Origin of the sequence: Streptomyces sp. NBC_01214 (genome assembly GCF_026340975.1) — a bacterium.
Classification (GTDB): domain Bacteria; phylum Actinomycetota; class Actinomycetes; order Streptomycetales; family Streptomycetaceae; genus Streptomyces.
On the sequence record NZ_JAPEOS010000002.1, the window covers coordinates 1892653 to 1910040 of the forward strand.

Sequence of the window (17388 nt, forward strand, 5' to 3'; positions counted from 1 at the left end):
TGTCTCACCGCGCCCGTACGACGGCCCGCGCGCCGCCGAAGTCCAGCTCCAGCCCCGAACGCAGCGGCACGGTCTGCCCCGGGGCGATCTCCTGCGTGCTGCCGTCCGCGCGGGTACCCGTCCACGCCGACCCGGAACGGTTGGCCAGCCCGAACTTCCCCGGCCGTTGCGGATGCTCGGTCAACTGCGCCACCAGCGTGCCGTCGCCGTAGTCGTGCCGGGCCGGTTCCGGCGCCAGGTGGTGCGCCTGCACCCGCGAGGACCGGTGCAGCAGGATGTGGTGCTCGGTGCGCGGCGGGGGCGTGGTCAGCACCAGCCGGGGCGGCAGCACCAGCGCGTTCCCGCAGCTCCAGCAGGTGCCCGGGGAGGCGGACCGGGGCTCGGTCATGTTCTGCTTCCCGCAGTGGGCGCAGTCCACGACCGCGTCGAGGACCGCTCGGAGCGCGTCGCGCCACTGCGACTCCCGCACCCGGGCCGCCGGGTCGCACAGGCCCCGCGTGAAGTTCCGGGTGAACAGGGCGCGCAGGGAATCGGGCACCACCGCCCACGTGGCCAGTACCGTCGCGTGCTCCACCGGGTCGGGGGCGTTGGAGCGGTCCAGCGGGTCGAAGAGGAACAGCGGGTCCTTCCCGTACAGCTTGCGCTCGGCGGCCTCGTCGAAACAGCGGATGTCCAACTCCCGCTTGCCCATCAGCGGATGGTGGTTCATCAGCAGCATGAACAGCAGCACGGACAGGGAGTGCAGATCGCTCTGGGTACCGGGGGAGACCCCGGGCTCGCCGCGCACCAGCTCGGGAGCCATGAACGCCATGGTCCCCGAGATGCCCGTGCTGTCGCCCTCGACCACCGCGTTGTCGTTGTCGCAGACCAGCACCTCACCGGTGGCGGGGTCGAAGAGCAGGTTCCCCCAGGAGATGTCCCGGTAGGCGATCCCGCGCGAATGCAGCGCCTGGTACGCCTCGACCGTGTACAGGCAGGCGGTGAGCAGCGCACGGATCGTGGTCCGCAGCTTGCGGCGGAAGAGCAGCGGCAGGCCCTTGAAGCGGTCCGGGCGGATGTCCATCAGATAGCCGAAGCCGCCCCGCCCGTTGCCCACGAAGTCCCGGGGCCACAGGAAGCGGTCGTCGTCGAAGCCCCGGTCCACCAGCTGGCGGACGATGTCCTCCTGCTCCGGTGTCGCGCAGGCCGGGTAGTACCACTTGAGGGCCTGGTCGCCGGCCGCGGTGCGCACCCGGTAGACCTCCCCCTGGCCGCCGGCGCCGAGCAGGTCGGACACCTCCACGCCCAGGCCGCTGTCGGACGTCAGCCGGGTACCGCTGTCGAGCATGCCGCTCATTCGTCACTCCTGTACGGGTCTGTCATGTCGGCCGGGTCGGCGGAGCCGGTGCTGCCGGGCGCCGCCCCGCCGGGTTCGGTCAGGGCCGTGGCGGTGTGCCAGGCCGCCACCAGGGTGGTGTCGTCCCCCGAGTGCCGGGAGGCCTTGGCCAGCCACTCCGGCAGGACGGCCCGGACGCACTCCGGGCCCTCCGCCGACAGCCGCTCGTCCAGTCCGGCCATGAACTGCCGGAAGCCGCCGTCCGAGGCGAAGCTCTTGGACAGCCCGTCGGTGGAGAGCGACACCAGCCGCGGCGCCCGCGCCGGGGCGGTCACCGGCGCCCAGTGCGTGCGGACCCGCAGCCAGGCCTGCGGCGAGCACAGGGACTCCGTCTCGTCGCCCAGATCCGCCTCGTCCGGCGCGAGCGGGACGGTCACCTGCCCGTCGTCGGTCACCACGGTCAGCTCGCCGTCCCCGAGCTGCCAGGCCGCGAAGACCCGGGGGGTGAGCACGGCGCCGACGAGCGTGCTCCCGTACAGCACCAGCTTGTCCGTCGGGGACGGGCCGCCCTCGCCGGGCGAGCTGCTGCGTTGCCAGTGCCCGAGCGCCTTCTCCTGCCAGGCGCTGACCAGTTGGCGGGGCAGCGTGTACTGGGCGTAGTTCATCAGCCAGGCCAGGCTGGGCGGCCGTTGCTCGCCCCGGGGCTCGGCGAGCGCGGCGAACTGCCGGGCCTGCTGGACGAACAGGTCCACGGCGAAGCGGGACCCGAAATGACTGCGCGCGTGCACCGCCGATCCGTGGCCGTCGGCCACCGCCATGATCAGGGGCCGGGCGGCGGTGCCGAGCCCCTCCGCGTCGTGGTGGTCCTGGTTGCGCGCCTTGTTCACGCCCTGGACGCTGCCCTGAATCGTGTCCCAGCGCGGCAGCGGTCCCTGGATCATCCGCACGGGCCCGCTCACCACACGTCGTCATCGTCGTCGGCGAGCACCGGCGGGGCGTACGGCGGCTGCTTCACGGTCGCGTCCCCGAAGCCCGCCACCGGTTGGGAGGCCGCCTTCACCGCGGCCGTCGAGGCCCAGCGGATCGCCGCCGCCAGCTGCTTGGGGCTGTTCGCGTCCAGCGGCTGCAGCTCGGGATTGCCCAGGAACTCCTGGAGCACGTTGCGGTCGGCGTCCGCGCCGATCGCGATGGCCACCCGGACCGCCTTGCGGCCCCACGGGGTCGCGTCCACCGCCCGCAGCCCCGACTTCCAGTCGTCCGTCGGCACCCCGTCGGAGACCAGCGCCAGCACCGGCTTCAGGGCCCGCTGCGGCATCGGCGGGGTGTCCAGTTCGCGCGCCGCGAGCTGAAGGGCCTCACCGAGATTGGTCATGCCGTCCACCTGCACGTCCTGCCAGGTGAACTGTTCGACCGGCACCGGGTCCTTGTGGTGCCAGCGGGCCGTCGTGGAGAACGTCATCGTGCGCAGCAGCAGCTGGGCCGCCGGATTGTCCTGCGCGACGGAGAGCATCTCCGGAACGGCTTCCCTGATCGCGTAGTTGAGCTGGCCGATCTTCTCGCCCTGCATCGAGTACGAGCAGTCGAGCAGCCAGATGAAATGGACGGGCCGGTTCGCCATCGGCCCGCCGGGGATGTCACTCACCGCGTGTCTCCTTCAACTTCCGGTCCATTGCGGGACGTACCGCACCAACGCCGCCACCGCGGCGGCCGCCGTCATCACGACCGCCGACACGAACAGGGCCGCCGTCATCCGTCGGCCCCGTGTGATCTGCGGTGTCATCATGGGGTGTTGCTCCTTTCCTCACCGTGCGCGGCCTGCGGGCCCTGCGCGGCCTGCGGGTCCTGCGGATCCGGCCCGGTCCGCGCGTCCGGCCGCTCCTCGCGGTCCCGTACGAGCCGTCCGACGCGCAACCCGGTCCGTGACAGCAGCCAGAGCACCGGCTCCGCCGCCCGCCGCCGTTCGGTGTCCAGGGCGCCCGCCCCGGTCGCGGCGCGGGCGCTGACCACCCAGTACCGGGCCGCCGCGAAGTCGTGGCCGAGGGCCCGGACCAGCTCGTCCAGCCCGATCCCGGTCAGCCACGCCTCGACCGGCTCGGTCGGTCGCGGCAGCGAGTCCAGCCGGTCCAGTGCGTCCCGCTTGGTCACCACCGTGGCCACGGGCAGGCGCCCGCGCCGGCCGCCGAGTCCCTGTAGCTCGCCGGTGAACCCCGCGTACGTCTCCACCGGGCCCAGGTCGGCCGGCCGGGCGGCCTCGGCCCGTTCGGTGTCGCCGGCGTGCAGGGCCCGGCGTACGACGGGCGCGGCGAGCACGTCGGTCACCAGCAGGACCCCGTCGGCGTGCGCGAGGTAGCCCTGGCCGCGGGTCGTGTCGGCGTCCCGGAGGGACTCGCCCATCGGGTCGTACAGGTAGAGCAGTCGGCGCCGGCGGCCGTGCCCGACCAGCAGCATCAGGGCGCGCGGCTGCCCGCCCTGGGTCTTGAGGGTCCACCCGGTCCGGTTCAGCTGCTGCCCCAGGGCGTTGGCCTCGCGGAGGTCGTCGGGAGAGGCGTACTCGAGCGTCAGCCGGGACTCGTGCGACCAGGACCGCAGTCCGTCGAGCATGGCCGCCAGCAGCATCGTCTTCCCGGCGGAAGTGCCCCCGATCAGCGGCAGGTGCACGACCCGGGTGGTGCCCACGGCCGGCGGCAGGCTCCGGTCGCAGTGCGGGCACCGGGCGGCGAGCCCCCGCCGCCCGGTCATGAGGGTGTTCGGCAGGGCCTTGCCGCACCGGCAGACGTGCCGCAGGGCACCGAAGGCACCCGGCCGCAGCTCGCGGTGGGCGGCGCCGCAGGCCGGGCAGAGGTGCACGGCCAGCGGGAACGGCCGGTAGCAGCCGGGGTAGGGGCACTTCATCCGGATGCCCAGGGCCAGCTTCCACAGCCGCTCCGCGACGCGCCCGGCCAGGGTGGCGGTCAGGGCGGCGAGCGCGACCAGGCCGAGCTCCACCGCGAAGAACAGCGCGACGCCCGCCAGCAGGACCGAGGCGAGCAGCGCGGACAGCAGCGCGGCCAGTGCCGTGCCGGGAGCCAGCAGGCGCAGCAGCAGCCGGCCGAAGCCGTTGTCCGAGCGTGCGCCGCTCCAGCCGCCCCGGCCGCGCAGCAGGCGGCGGCGCACCAACTCGCCCAGCCAGTGTCGGGTCAGCAGGAACCAGACGGTCAGGGCCGCGGCCTGTCCGGCGAACCGGGCGTCCAGCCACATCTGTCCGGCCCAGTACGCGGGCCGCGCCGGTTCGGGACCGGCGTACGGGGTGATCCGCGGGTCGGTGCCGCCCGGCGGACGCGTCCGGAAGGCGGCCCAGGCGGCCGACAGGGCCAATGCCAGGAACCGCCACAGCCCGTACCCGAGGCACACGGCGACCGCCATCACCCCGATGAGGGTGGCGAGGACCCGTGCGATCAGCTCCGGATCCACCGGATCAGCCCCCGTTCCCACCGGCGCCGGCACCGCCGGAGCGGCGCCCTGCGAAGCGTTCGCGCAGGCGGCCGAAGGCACTCGGCCGCTGCCAGCCGCGGAACTCGTCGGCCCAGCGCCCGCCCAGTCGGGCCAGTGACTGCTCCACCTCGGCCAGCTCCGTCGCCGCCAGGCTCCGTACGGCCGGCCGCAGCACCCCGTCGAGCAGGTCCGTGCGGGCCTCCTGCCAAGCAGGGCCGGCCTGCGGCTGGGAGGACCACGCCGTGAAGCAGTCCGCGGCGTAGCCCGGATCCAGCCGCAGCCGGTCACGCACCGCCGGGGTGCGCGCCGCCGCCCGGTAGGCGGCCAGCAGCTCCGTGTCGTTGCTCTCGACCAGCGCCCGCAGCTCGCTGTCCGGCCGGTCCCCCGCCAGCAGCCGGGTACACAGGGCCGCGTACGCGCTCTCCCGCGGGCCCGGCTCCGGATCCAGCGACCGCAGGTCCAGCACCTGGCGGACCCAGCCTCCGCCCGCCGAGCCCGACCGCAGGTTCCGGGCCAGCTCCAGCAACAGCAGCGACGGCCGCAGCCGGGCCGGGATCTCCTCCTGGAACTGCCCGAGGAGCTCCGGAGCCAGCTCCGCGGCCTCGGTGTCCCCGGCCGGGGCCCGCACGGCCGCCCGTACGAGCAGTTCCCAGGTCCCGGCCTCCCGGTGGACCTTCGCCCCGGTAGCCATCAGCACCAGCCCGGCCTCGCCCGCCCCCGGCGGGTCCCCGTCCCACACCAGCCGCATCGCGGTCCGCAGCACCAGCGGCTCCGCGTACAGCGAGACGCCCGAGCGGGTCAGCAGGGCGTTCAGGGAGCCGACCCGGTCCGGGGCGGGCCCGGCCACCGCGGCCTCGGCGCACATCCGCAGGTGCGGCCGCGCGTCGGCCGCGGTCAGCCGCAGTCCGGTCCGCTCGAACAGCCGCCGTCCGGCCGCCGGATCGCCCGCGGTGAACGAGTCCAGCCGGTCGAGCACGAGGGCGCGCAGCCCGGGCAGTTCGGTCAGCGCGGCCCGCACGTCCGCCCCGTACACCCGCTCCGGATCGGTGAGCAGCGCGAGCGCCAACTGCCGGGCCGTACCGGGCAGCAGGTCGCCCACGTCCACCCCGAGCACCGAGGCCACCCGCAACAGCCCGGCGGAATGAGCCGGTTCGGTCGCGGGGTCACCCAGCGCCGCGCGCAGGCCCGGTTCCAGCTCCGCCGCCAGCCGCCCGCGGACGGCCGCGCCGAGGGCGCCCGCGGTGGGCAGGGCCGCGGGCGGCGCGCCGGTCCGTACCGCCTCGGTCAGGGTCAGGGCCACCAGCGGCTCGCACACCGCGGGCGGGGCCCAGCCGTCCAGGGCCGCGAGCAGCCGCCCGGCCGCGGCGACCTCCGCCGGGTCCCGGTCCCCGGCCGGGCGGCCCAGCGCCAGGGCCAGCGCGTGCAGCCGTACGTCCTCCAGGGCGTCCCGGTGCCCGGCGGCCCAGTCGGCGGCCGCGGTCCGGCCGGGGGAGGGCAGGGCGATGCCCGAGGCCAGGGCGAGCGCGGCCAGCGGGCCCGCGTCGTAGGGCCCGGCGGCCAGCCGCCGCACCTCGGCGACCAGGTCCTGGCGCTGCGCCTGCCAGATGCGGGCGGCGGTATCGGCCCACACGTCCGGCTCCCCGGCGGCGGGGGCGGCGTCGCGCGCGGCGTCGTAGACCCGGTAGCGGTGTTCCTGCCCGGCGAGGCCGAGCCCGTCCTCGGGCACCACCCCGATGATCTGCTGCCGGGCGAGCTGCGGCCGCCGGGTGTAGGTGGTGAAGGTGAGCCACTGCCCCCGCTGGTGCGGCAGCACACTGCACGCGAGCATGATCCAGCGGGCGACGGCCTCGCTGTCGGCCTCCACGAGCACGATCTGCGGGGCGTCCGGGTCCTCGCCGAGCCGGCGCACATCGGCGAAGAAGGCGGCCAGCCACGGCCCGCGGGCGGCGACGAAGGCGGCCAGCGCGGCCCGGTCGAGGCGGCCCGGAGCGGGCACCGCGGCCAGCGCGGGAGCGCCGGCCTCCGGGGTCGCGGCGGCCCACTGCGGCGAGCCCCAGGCGGTGATGGGCAGCTCGCCCACGGTCGGACCGGAACCGGCGGGCTGCGGCAGGTGCACCGCGTGGGCGTGGAAATTGCCCCACCGGCCGCTGTAGTCGGCGCCCGTGTACACCGAGCGCGCCAGCAGCCGGCTCCCGTCGGCCAGCACGTTCAGGCTGAGCGCCTGCGGGAAGCCGGCCAGCTCCTGCGGTCCCGGGCGCGGCGGCGCGTCCCGGGGCGGCTCGTAGCCGATCAGCTGCTCCGCCTCGCGCAGCAGGGCGGCCGGCACCCCGGGGCTGACGGCCGTGAACCGGAATCCGGAGCCGTCGGGACCGGGCGGCGCCGAGGTGTAGTGCAGTTGGGCGAGATTCATGAGTTCCCCTCGGAGCCGGTAGGGCCAGCCGGGCCACGGCCACCCGGGCCGGCGGCGCCACCGGTGCGCGGCAGCAGCCCGCCCAGCCCCAGCAGCCACAGCAGCGGATCCTCCACGCGCAGCGGCCGGGGACCCGACTTCGGGGCGTCGGCCGGGGCGTGCGCGGGCGGCGGCGAGCCGAGCGCCGAGAGCCCGAACAGCGACAGCTGGGCGAAGTCCCGTTCCAACTGCCGTAGCAGTGCACCCGAGTCCCAGCCGTCGAGGAGCGAGCGCATCTCCTCGTGCACCGCCCGCCGGTCCTCCTCGTCGAGCGCGCCGGCGCCGTGGTCGGCATTGCGCAGCAGCGGCGAATGCGGCTCCAGCAGCGGCGCCAGCGAGTCCGTCTTGGTCACCGCCACCGCCACCGGAGTGGTGACCCGGCCGCGCGAGGATCCCCGGCCGTGCGCCCGCAGCTGTGCCGCGAGATCGGCGGCGATCTGCTGCGGCGGGGTCTCGATGACCGGCAGCGGCGGCCCGACGTCCATCGGCAGCCGGTCGCGCACCGCCCGCATCTGCAGCGGGTCCACGAGCAGGATGATCCCGTCGGCGGCGGCCAGGTAGTGGGTGTAGCGGTCCATGGCCTCGGCGTTGGCGAGGTCCTCGCCCGCCGCGTCGAAGAACACCAGCGCGGTGTGCCGGCTGCCGTCCCCGCGGAGCCGGCGCCGCAGGGGCAGGCTCAGCCGGTACAGCAGCGGGTCGTTGAATCCGAGGGCCGCCGGTCTGGTGGCCTCCGGCAGCCGCAGCCGGTCGTAGAGGTCCTCGGCCAGCTCGCGGTCCCGGCGCTGGGTCTCGCCGCCCATCGCGGTCACCGAGGCCCCGTACGCCCGACCCACCCTGCCGCGCAATTCGTTGAGCAGGACGGAGACGTAGGTGCTCTTGCCGGAGGCCTTGGGACCGAGCAGGGCGATGATCCGGGTGTCCTGGTCGCAGTAGTCGCTCGGGAAGTCGCTGTGGCAGCGCCGGCAGACCCGGACCGGGGTGGACCCGCCGCAGGCGGGGCAGTCCGCGCGCGAGCCGCCCCCGTTCGGGGTGAGGCGCAGCCCGAGGCCGCGGGGGGAGGTGAAGACCGGGCCGCGCATCTTCAGTGCGGGAGGCACGCTCGGGCCCATGAAGTCGGCCCATGTGGTGTCGAGTTCGGCGCTACAGGGCTTGGCCCCGCGCACCCCCGTGGCGGACATCTGGCAGCGGTAGGGCAGCCGGGCCGCCGGGGACCGGTCGAAGCAGTAGGGGCAGACGACGGAGGTCATGTCAGCGGACCACCAGGGAGAGGAGAGGAGGCTCTTCGAGCCGGACGGAGGCGGCGGCGCCGCCGAGGAGGAAACCGCGCAGGGCGTACGGGCGGCCGGGCGCGACGGCGGTGTCGAGCGGGCGCTCCACGGTGCCGGTGCCGGTGCCGGTGCCGGTGCCGGTGCCCGCGGCCGCGAGTTCGGCCCCGGTCACCCGGCACACGGCCGTCCCGCCGGACGGGCCGCCCGGACGCGGCGGGTTGCGGCTGCCGTCCCCCCGGGCCACGAGGACGAATCCGGGGAGGTCCGGGCCGGGTGCGCCGCCCGGCGCCCGTACGGTCACCCGCAGGACGGCGGGCCCGCGGCGCAGGCCGCGCCGGGGGCCGGGCACCACCTCGTAGGCGATGGCCACGTCGGCGGGCAGTTCGGCCCGCGCGTCGCCCCCGGCCGGGGCGAGCACGGAGCGGGTGCTGCGCGGTGCGGCGTGGGCCTCGACGGACAGCGCGGCCGGGGTGACCGGCAGCCGCAGCCCCTCGCGCAGGAACACGCTGCGGGCCACGGCGAAGTCGGTGCGCCGGCCGTCCTGGATGACGGCGGCGGTGACGGTGCCGGCGGTGCCGGGCCAGTCGAAGCCGACCTCGACCAGGTCGGGCGCGGCCCGCCGCAGCGCGAGCCCGGTCACCGGCAGGGGGGCCTCGACCAGGACGGAGGGCCCGGCCAGGGCCCGCGCACCCAGCACGGCCACGGCGGAGACGGTGGTGAGCGATCCCGGGGGCGGGTGCCCTACGAAGCCCGAGCCGTTTCCGCCCGGGCCGTTTCCGGTCGGGCTGCTGTCGGCCGGGCTGCTTCCGGTCGGGCCGTTCCCGCCCGAGCCGCTGTCGGCCGGGCTGCTCCCGCCCGAGCCGCTGTCGGCCGGGCTGCTCCCGCCCGAGCCGCTGTCGGCCGGGCTGCTTCCGGTCGGGCCGTTCCCGCCCGAGCCGTTCCCGGCCGGGCTGCTCCCGCCCGAGCCGCTTTCGGCCGGGCTGCTGTCGCTCGGGCCGTTCCCGGTCGGATTGTTTCCGGTCGGGCCGTTTCCGCCCGGACCGTTCCCGGTCGGGCGCGACGGGTTCGGGTCGATCCAGTTCAGCGGCGGCGGCAGCTCGGCCGCCGTCAGTTCGGTCCGCTCGGCGGGGGCGGCGCCGGGCCACTCCACCAGCCGCACCTCGGCTCCGTCGCCGCCGGTCCGGCGGAACTCCACCCCGCCCGCCTCCCGGGCCCGGGCCGTCAGGGTGAGCACGGGATCCGGCCAGGCGTGCACGGTGACCGCGACGGTCACGGCGGCGGACACCGCGCCGTGGTCGGCGCGGCCCACCGGGGCGTACCGGGCCCGCACCGCCAGCTCGTACCTCCCGGGCGCGAGCCCCGGCGCGCGCAGGGTCTCCCGCAGGCCCGCCCGCGCCGGCGGGGGCACCGAGACGGGGCCCTGCGGACCGGTCAGCGTCACTTCACAGCGGGCCGCGCCCGCCGGCGCCGTCCACGCGCCCTCGATCCACCCGTTGCCGTCGACGGCGGCCGCCTCCGTCACCACCGGGGCGACCGCCAGCGGGGCTGCGATGAGCGCCGGCCCGTCGACGGCGCCGTCGGCCCGCAGCGGCAGCGCCACGTGGCGGACCTCCTCGCCGATCCCGGCGCCGCGGTCCACGAGCACGCCCCCGACCGGCCGCCCCGCCACCTCGGCGAGCGGCGAGTCGACCGGCTCCCCGCGGGTGAGCCGCACCACCCGCCAGCGCGTGTCACCGAAGTCACCGACGGGCCAGCGCAGTTCGACACCTTCGGGGACGAGGGCGGACACCATCGGGCCGGGGTCCCCGGGACCGGGCCGGTAGGTGCGGACCAGTCCGCGCACCGCGCGCGGGCAATCGCCCGCCAGCGCCGCGGCCTCCTCGTAGTGGACGCAGGCCCGCTCCGGATCCCCTTGTTCCTCGGCCCGCCGGGCCACCGCGAGTTCGGTGTCGGCGGCCTTCACCCGGGCGGCCAGATCCTCGAGGAGGGCCGCCAGCGGCCGGTCCTCACCCGCGGACGGCAGCAGGGCGGCCCGGCGGGCCGCGGAGCGGATCCGGTGCTCCCGCACGTCGTCGAGCAGGTTCTCGGCGGCGACCCGCTGTCCGCCGTCCAGCCGGGCCCGCCGGGCCGCCGCGCGGACCAGCGCGGTGGCCTCGGCCGGGTCGACCCCGAAGCCGGCCGCGGTGGCCGGCAGTTCCCCCTCGGGATGGTCCTGGAGCAGGTGGGTGAGCTGGTAGAGCAGGATCCGGCGCAGGGCCGCGGGGTCCGCCTCCTGGATCGCGGCCAGCCGCTCCAGCAGCCGGGCCGCGGCCGGTTCCGGCCGGTCCTGGCACAGCGACCGCAGCACGCCGGCGCCGACGTGCCGGCGCCGACCGGGCCCGGTGACGGCGAAGATCCCGTCGAGTACCCGTAAGCGGCCGCCGGGCGGGACCAGTAGTTCGCCCAAGTGACTTAATCCGATGGTCTGTTGCTCAGTGAGGAGTTCCCCGTACGCTCCCACGAGCGGCGACAGTGGGAGGCCGGGGAGCGCGCGGGGCAGCCCGATGGCGTGCCCGAAGTCGGTCCCGGCCATCGCTCTGCGCCCCCCGTGCAGTGTGTGGGAGGTCATTTCAGCAGATGTGCAGGTCGTTCGTGGGCTCTTTTCGTTCTCCAGGTGTACGGCGCAGTGTCACGAAGCGATCTCTGTCCGGTACCCCGGGACCGCTGTCCTTGGGGCGCCCCTCGACTCCCCCCTCACCCGCAGAGGTCGTCACCCCATGGCAGAACTCAACCGTCGCAGGTTCCTGCAGATAGCCGGTGGCGCCGCCGCCCTCACGATGCTGAACGACAGCATCGCCCGGGCCGCCGCCATCTCGGCGCAGGGCACCACCGGAACGATCCAGGACATCGAGCACGTCGTGGTCCTGATGCAGGAGAACCGGTCCTTCGACCACTACTTCGGCGCGATGAAGGGTGTCCGGGGCTTCGGTGACCCGCGGCCGGTCCTCCAGGACAACGGCAAGCCGGTCTTCTTCCAGTCGAACGGGACGAAGGACGTCCTGCCCTTCAACCCGCAGGTCCAGGACCTCGGCATGCAGTTCCTGGAGGGGCTCAACCACGACTGGGCCGGCGGCCACCAGGCGTACAACAACGGCAAGTACGACAAGTGGGTCCCGGCCAAGACGGCCACGACCATGTCGTACATGACCCGGAACGACATCCCGTTCCACTACGCCCTCGCCGACGCCTTCACGGTGTGCGACGCCTACCACTGCTCCTTCATCGGCGCCACGGACCCGAACCGCTACTACCTGTGGACGGGCTACACCGGCAACGACGGGGTCGGCGGCGGACCGGTCCTCGGCAACCAGGAGGCCGGCTACGGCTGGAAGACCTACCCCGAGCGCCTGGAGGCGGCCGGCGTCTCCTGGAAGGTCTACCAGGACATCGGCGACGGCCTGAACGCCGCCGGTTCCTGGGGCTGGATCAACGACGCCTTCCGCGGCAACTACGGCGACAACTCGCTGCTGTACTTCAACAGTTACCGCAATGCGCAGCCCGGCAGCCCCCTGTACGAGAAGGCGCGCACGGGCACCAACGTCAAGGCGGGCGGCGGCTACTTCGACCGGCTGCGCGCCGACGTGACGGCCGGCACCCTGCCCTCCGTCTCCTGGATCGCCGCCCCCGAGGCGTTCAGCGAGCACGCGAACTGGCCGACGAACTTCGGCGCCTGGTACATCTCGCAGGTCCTGGACGCGCTGACCGCGAACCCGGCCGTCTGGGCCAAGACCGCCCTGTTCATCACCTACGACGAGAACGACGGCTTCTTCGACCACGTGGTCCCGCCGTATCCGCCCGCCTCCTCCGCCTGGGGCCTGTCCACGGCCGACGTGTCGAAGGACCTCTACGCCGGTGGCGGCGGCTACGCGGCCGGACCGTACGGGCTCGGCCCGCGCGTCCCGATGATCGTGGTCTCCCCCTGGAGCAAGGGCGGCTACGTCTGCTCCGAGACCTTCGACCACACCTCCGTGATCCGCTTCCTGGAGAAGCGCTTCGGGGTGCAGGAGCCCAACATCTCCCCGTGGCGCCGCGCCGTCTGCGGTGACCTGACCTCGGCCTTCGACTTCACCCGGGCCGATGCCGCGCCCGCCGCCCTGCCGTCCACGGCCGGGTACGTCCCGCCGGACAAGGACCGCCACCCCTCCTACCACCCGACCCCGCCGGCGACGGGCGTCCTGCCCCCGCAGGAGGCCGGGGCCAAGCCGACCCGCGCGCTCGGCTACAGCCCCTACGTGGACGGCGCCCGCACCACGTCCACCGGCAAGTTCACCCTCACCTTCGCCTCCGGACCGACCCTGGGCGCCCACTTCCACAGCACCTCGGGCAACCGCACGGACGGCCCCTGGCCCTACACGGTCGAGGCGGGCAAGACGCTCGTCGACACCTGGTCCACCAGCAGCTCCACCGGCAACCAGATCAACCTCACGGTGTGGGGCCCGAACGGCTTCCTGCGCAGCTGGAAGGGACCGGCGAAGAAGGCCGGCCCCGAGGTCACGGCCCGCCACCTGGCGGCCACCGGCAACCTGGCCCTGACGCTGACCAACTCCGGGACGGCGGCCGTCAACCTCACGGTGACCAACTCCTACGGCGGCGCGGCCCAGGCCTTCAGGGTGGCGGCCGGCGCGACGGTCTCCCACACGGTGGACCTCTCCGCCTCGGGCCGCTGGTACGACGTGAAGGTCGTCTCCGACGCCGACGCCACCTTCCTGCGCCGCTTCGCCGGACACGTGGAGACCGGTGCCCCGGGCGTTTCGGACCCGGCGATCAGGACCGCCTGATCCGGTCCTCCGGTGCGCGCAGCAGCCGCCGTTCCAGGACCGGGAGGTCCGCGGGGCGGTGGCTGCGGGCGTGCCGCAGCAGGAGGTCCCGCGCGGTGTCGGGCACCCGGCGCCGCTTCGGGTGCCGGGTGGTGAACTCCTCGCTCGCGAAGAACCGCACGGCCCCGTCGAGGCCGGCCCGGTCCGTCTGCCTCACGCCCCATGCGAGTTCGTCCGCGGGCGCCGGAGCCAGCAGCCGCTGCGGGGCCAGGGTGGCGAGCAGCCGCGCGGCGTCGCCGGGGTGCTCCCGTACGGTGCCCAGCCAGCTGAAGACCGTGCTCAGCGGTACTCCGCGCGGCGGCGGGGGCTCCTCGCCGCGGGCGCAGGCGCCGGCGTACGCGCGCAGGCCCTCGGGCGCGGCGGCCACCCAGCGGGCGCGGTGCCGGGAGGGAAGCCCCGCGGGATCCCGGGAATCGAACAGCGGCCGGAGCGGCCCGGTCGGGTCCACGGACCCGATGCGTTCGCCGCCGGCCTCGTACAGCGAGACCCTGCCGTCCCCGTGGCACATGCATTCGAAGTCGTCGTGCGGCGCCGCGGGGGGCCAGGCCGCGAGCACCTCCGCGATCTCGTTCCGGTCGACGATCTCGTACTCGGTGGGGTGGACCGGGTGGACCGGGTGGACCGCGTGGTCCCTTTCGGCGAAGGGGTGCGTGACGGCGATGCGGACCGTGCGGGATATCGGCTTCACGGTGTGATCGTAGGCCGGTTGGGCAGAACCTCCGGCGTCGGTTTCTCCGCCCGTCATCCAGGGAGAACGCATGGCCATCGCCCACCGCAGGATCGGCACCGGACCCGTCCGCGTCATCGTGCTGCACGACTGGTTCGGCACCTCCGCGAACTGGGGCTCCGTACTGGACCACCTGGATCCCGAGGGCTTCAGTTACGTCTTCCTCGACTACCGCGGCTACGGCGACCGCCGCGACGTCCCCGGCCGCTACACCCTGGCCGAGATCGCCGACGACGTCCTCGAACTCGCCGACCAGCTCGGCTGGGACACCTTCTCCCTCCTCGGCCACTCCATGGGCGGCAAGGCGGTCCAGCAGGTCCTCGTCCGCGCCCCCGAGCGGGTGGAGAAACTGATCGGGCTCGCCCCGGTCCCGGCCGCGCCCTACGCGATGGACGACGCGACCCACGCCCTCTTCCACGGCGCCGCGACCGATCCCGAGAAGCGCCGTGTGATCCTCGACCTGGTCACGGGCAACCGTGCGAGCCGGCACTGGCTCGACGGGATGGTCGCCCACTCGCTGGCCGTCTCCCGCCCCGAGGCCTTCGCCGGCTACCTCGCGAGCTGGCAGCCGCTCGACCTGTCCGCCGCCGTGAAGGGCAACACCGTCCCGGTGCTCGTCCTCGTCGGGGAGTACGACCTCGCGATCACCCCGGATGTGATGAGGGACACCTGGCGGGCCGCCTACCCGGACTGCCGGATCGTGACGGTCCCGGGCTCCGGCCACTACCCGCCGCACGAGACCCCGGTGGCCTTCGTCACCGAGGTGGAGGCCTTCCTGCGGTTCTAGCGGGACAGCGAACCGGGCACACGAAAAATCCCGTGGGGTACGAGGAGACCTCGTACCCCACGGGATCGACAGGGTGAGTGACGGGACTTGAACCCGCGGCCACCTGGACCACAACCAGGTGCTCTACCAACTGAGCTACACCCACCACGAAGGGCGGCGGACCGCCCGTTCGATGTGCAAGCACAGCATAGCCGATCAGAGGGGTGCTCCCGCGACGCCTTATCGGGTGGTGGGCCGCTTCCGGCCAGGCCTGCGGCGGGGGCGGCGGCGGAGGCGGAAGCCCGGCCCGAAGCGCGGGCGACGGCGGCCGCGGCGAGCGCCCGGACGATCGGGTGCGGCCTCGACCCGTCGCCGTGCTGCTCCGGCTGGAACGGCGTGGCCAGGGAAGAACGGGTGCCCGGGCAGCTCCGCGATGCGCACCTGACCGTCCTCGTCGTGCCCCGACCGCCGCAGGCCGCGGCGGCTAGCTCCGGCAGGTGCGCGGGCGCCGGCCCGTACGAGCAGGGGTAGCGCTCCATCGACCGCTCCGCACCGAGCGCTGCCTCGGCGAGCGAGCCCGGCGGCTCGCCGCCGCCCCGCCCGGGCGCGTCACCCCCGCCGCCTCTCCGCTCGCCGTCGGCCCCCGGCTGCTCGCCGCGTTGCCCGCCACCGGGGGCTGCGCCCTATGCGCCCTAGAGGTGTCTTGCCGATCAGGCCGGGCTCGCGGCGCCGAGCGACCCGCTGCGGCTGCCCGACGTGGCACCGCTCACCGTGACGGGCGCGGGGGAGGAGGAGCTGGCCGTGCTGCTGCCCGCCGGGCACCCGCTCGCCGGGCGGGCCGGCGTCCGCCTCGACGACCTCGCCGACGCGCGCCGGATCGACGCCCCCGGCGTCGGGCTGCCGCTCGCCGCCGCCCGCGCCTCCGTGCGCTACGACGGCACCGACCTGCTCGCGCTCTGCGCCCTCGCCGCCGCCGGGCACGGCCTCGTGCTGCTGCCGCGCCGCGTGGCGCGGGCCGCCGGTGCGGGGGTCGCCGTACCGCTGTCGGCCCCGCGCCTGGTGCACCGCACGGAGCTCCTCTCCCCGGGCCGCCCGACCGGCGTGGCCGCCGCCCTCGCCGCGCGGCTCGCGGGGCGACCGGAGGAGGGTCCCTCGTTCGGGTGGGGTGTAGGCGTTCCAGGCGGCCGGGTGAGCCACGGCTCCAGACGTGCGCCACGGCGGCACGGGCGGCATGGGCGGCACGGGCGGCACGGGCGGAGGTCGGAGAGGGCGGGCACGCCCGGCGGAGCAGTGGCTCCTCGGGACGAGAACTCCGCTCGAGCGATGCTCGCAGCGTGAGGGAGGAACCGCCTTCGCTCGTTCGCGAAGGCGAGGATGTCAAGGCAGGATCGCCCGTATGACTTCTGACGCCACATCCGAAGGCCCCGCACCCTTCACGGCCGATGACTACGCCGCCCGGATGGCCGCCGCCGCCCAGACCGCCGCCGACGCAGGACTCGCCGGGCTGCTGATCGCTCCCGGACCTGACCTCACGCACCTCACGGGATACCGGCCCACCGCCGAGACCGAGCGGCTGACCCTGCTCGTACTGGCCGCCGGGCAGGACCCGGTGCTGATCGTGCCCGCGCTGGAGGCCCCCGACGCGCAGCGGGCCCCGGGCGCCGCCGCGCTGACCCTGCGGGACTGGGCCGACGGGAAGGACCCGTACGCCGTCACCGCCCCGCTGCTGGACTTCCGCGGGCGCTTCGGGGTGAGCGACAACACCTGGGCGCTGCACCTCCTCGGCCTGCAGCGGGAACTGCCGAACAGTTCCTACGCGCCGCTCACCGACTGCCTGCCCATGCTCCGCGCGGTCAAGGACGAGCGGGAGCTGGAGCGACTCGCCGCGGCGGCGGCCGCCGCCGACGCCGCCTACGCGCAGATCCTCCACCTCCCCTTCGCCGACCGGCGGGAGAGCGACGTCGCCGCCGACCTGGCCGGCCTGTTGCGCGCGCACGGCCATTCCCAGGTCGACTTCACGGTCGTCGGCTCCGGCCCCAACGGGGCCAATCCGCACCACGAGGCCGGCGACCGCGTCATCCGCCGCGGTGACATGGTGGTCCTCGACTTCGGCGGCCTGCGCTTCGGCTACGGCTCCAACATCTCCCGCACCGTGCACGTCGGCGAGCCCACGGCCGAGGAGCAGCGGGTCCACGACATCGTCCGCGAGGCCCAGCAGGCCGGCGTGGCCGCGGTCCGGCCGGGGGTCGCCTGCCAGGAGGTCGACCGGGCCGCCCGCGCGGTGATCACCGAGTTCGGCTACGGGGACCGCTTCATCCACCGCACCGGCCACGGCATCGGGGTCACCACCCACGAGCCCCCGTACATGGTCGAGGGCGAGGAGCAGCCGCTGGTCCCCGGCATGTGCTTCTCCGTGGAGCCGGGCGTGTACCTGCCGGGCCGGTTCGGCGTCCGCATCGAGGACATCGTGACCGTCACCGAGGACGGCGGGCGCCGCCTGAACCACGCCCCGCACGAGCTGGCCGTCGTGGAGTGA

At 75.0% G+C, this 17388-nt stretch carries 13 protein-coding genes, 1 tRNA gene and 1 pseudogene; 4 read left to right on the top strand and 11 right to left on the bottom strand.

The genetic code is table 11. From position 1 onward, the window contains the following. Positions 1 to 4: 4 nt before the first annotated feature. From OG594_RS33380 to OG594_RS33415, 8 genes are read right to left on the bottom strand one after another with little or no spacing between them, the layout of a single operon-like run. Positions 5 to 1336 carry a protein kinase gene (locus tag OG594_RS33380; RefSeq protein WP_266606109.1) on the bottom strand — a complete coding sequence of 444 codons (1332 nt, stop codon included), beginning with the start codon at positions 1334 to 1336 and terminating at the stop codon, positions 5 to 7. Beyond that, positions 1333 to 2256, bottom strand: coding sequence for a PP2C family serine/threonine-protein phosphatase (locus OG594_RS33385; protein ID WP_266606677.1), 924 nt, complete (start codon positions 2254 to 2256; stop codon positions 1333 to 1335). The genes OG594_RS33380 and OG594_RS33385 overlap by 4 nt, the downstream gene beginning before the upstream one ends. A gap of 14 nt (positions 2257 to 2270) precedes the next feature. Beyond that, complete coding sequence (locus tag OG594_RS33390; RefSeq protein WP_323185404.1) at positions 2271 to 2933, bottom strand: VWA domain-containing protein; 663 nt, start codon at positions 2931 to 2933, stop codon at positions 2271 to 2273. A 36-nt stretch (positions 2934 to 2969) separates the two neighbouring features. Next, complete coding sequence (locus tag OG594_RS33395; RefSeq protein WP_266606111.1) at positions 2970 to 3098, bottom strand: hypothetical protein; 129 nt, start codon at positions 3096 to 3098, stop codon at positions 2970 to 2972. Next, positions 3095 to 4765, bottom strand: a complete 1671-nt coding sequence (locus OG594_RS33400; protein WP_266606112.1) for a hypothetical protein — start codon at positions 4763 to 4765, stop codon at positions 3095 to 3097. The genes OG594_RS33395 and OG594_RS33400 overlap by 4 nt, the downstream gene beginning before the upstream one ends. Positions 4766 to 4769: 4 nt before the next feature. Beyond that, positions 4770 to 7196 carry a GTPase-associated protein 1-related protein gene (locus OG594_RS33405; protein WP_266606113.1) on the bottom strand — a complete coding sequence of 809 codons (2427 nt, stop codon included), beginning with the start codon at positions 7194 to 7196 and terminating at the stop codon, positions 4770 to 4772. Next, the gene (locus OG594_RS33410; RefSeq protein ID WP_266606114.1) at positions 7193 to 8482 is read right to left on the bottom strand and encodes a hypothetical protein; all 1290 of its coding nucleotides are present in this window, start codon (positions 8480 to 8482) and stop codon (positions 7193 to 7195) included. The genes OG594_RS33405 and OG594_RS33410 overlap by 4 nt, the downstream gene beginning before the upstream one ends. A gap of 1 nt (position 8483) precedes the next feature. Then, positions 8484 to 11111, bottom strand: coding sequence for a hypothetical protein (locus tag OG594_RS33415; RefSeq protein WP_266606115.1), 2628 nt, complete (start codon positions 11109 to 11111; stop codon positions 8484 to 8486). A 148-nt stretch (positions 11112 to 11259) separates the two neighbouring features. On the opposite strand from OG594_RS33415, the gene OG594_RS33420 reads away from it, so the two are divergent. Next, positions 11260 to 13320, top strand: coding sequence for a phosphocholine-specific phospholipase C (locus OG594_RS33420; RefSeq protein ID WP_266606116.1), 2061 nt, complete (start codon positions 11260 to 11262; stop codon positions 13318 to 13320). On the opposite strand, the gene OG594_RS33425 is transcribed toward OG594_RS33420, so the two are convergent. Further along, a complete protein-coding gene (locus OG594_RS33425; protein ID WP_266606117.1) occupies positions 13307 to 14047 on the bottom strand; it encodes a hypothetical protein in 741 nt (246 codons plus the stop codon). The genes OG594_RS33420 and OG594_RS33425 overlap by 14 nt on opposite strands. 70 nt (positions 14048 to 14117) lie before the next feature. On the opposite strand from OG594_RS33425, the gene OG594_RS33430 reads away from it, so the two are divergent. After that, on the top strand, positions 14118 to 14873 hold the full coding sequence (locus tag OG594_RS33430; protein ID WP_266606118.1) for an alpha/beta fold hydrolase: 756 nt from the start codon (positions 14118 to 14120) through the stop codon (positions 14871 to 14873). Between the two features lie 72 nt (positions 14874 to 14945). Here the strand turns inward: OG594_RS33430 and OG594_RS33435 are convergent. Beyond that, a tRNA-His gene (locus tag OG594_RS33435) sits at positions 14946 to 15018 on the bottom strand. Positions 15019 to 15160: 142 nt separating this feature from the next. After that, positions 15161 to 15433 (bottom strand): annotated as a pseudogene (locus OG594_RS33440) (hypothetical protein); the annotation flags it as partial. Positions 15434 to 15608: 175 nt separating this feature from the next. On the opposite strand from OG594_RS33440, the gene OG594_RS33445 reads away from it, so the two are divergent. Beyond that, complete coding sequence (locus OG594_RS33445; RefSeq protein WP_266606119.1) at positions 15609 to 16190, top strand: LysR substrate-binding domain-containing protein; 582 nt, start codon at positions 15609 to 15611, stop codon at positions 16188 to 16190. A gap of 58 nt (positions 16191 to 16248) precedes the next feature. Beyond that, positions 16249 to 17388 carry an aminopeptidase P family protein gene (locus tag OG594_RS33450; RefSeq protein WP_266606120.1) on the top strand — a complete coding sequence of 380 codons (1140 nt, stop codon included), beginning with the start codon at positions 16249 to 16251 and terminating at the stop codon, positions 17386 to 17388.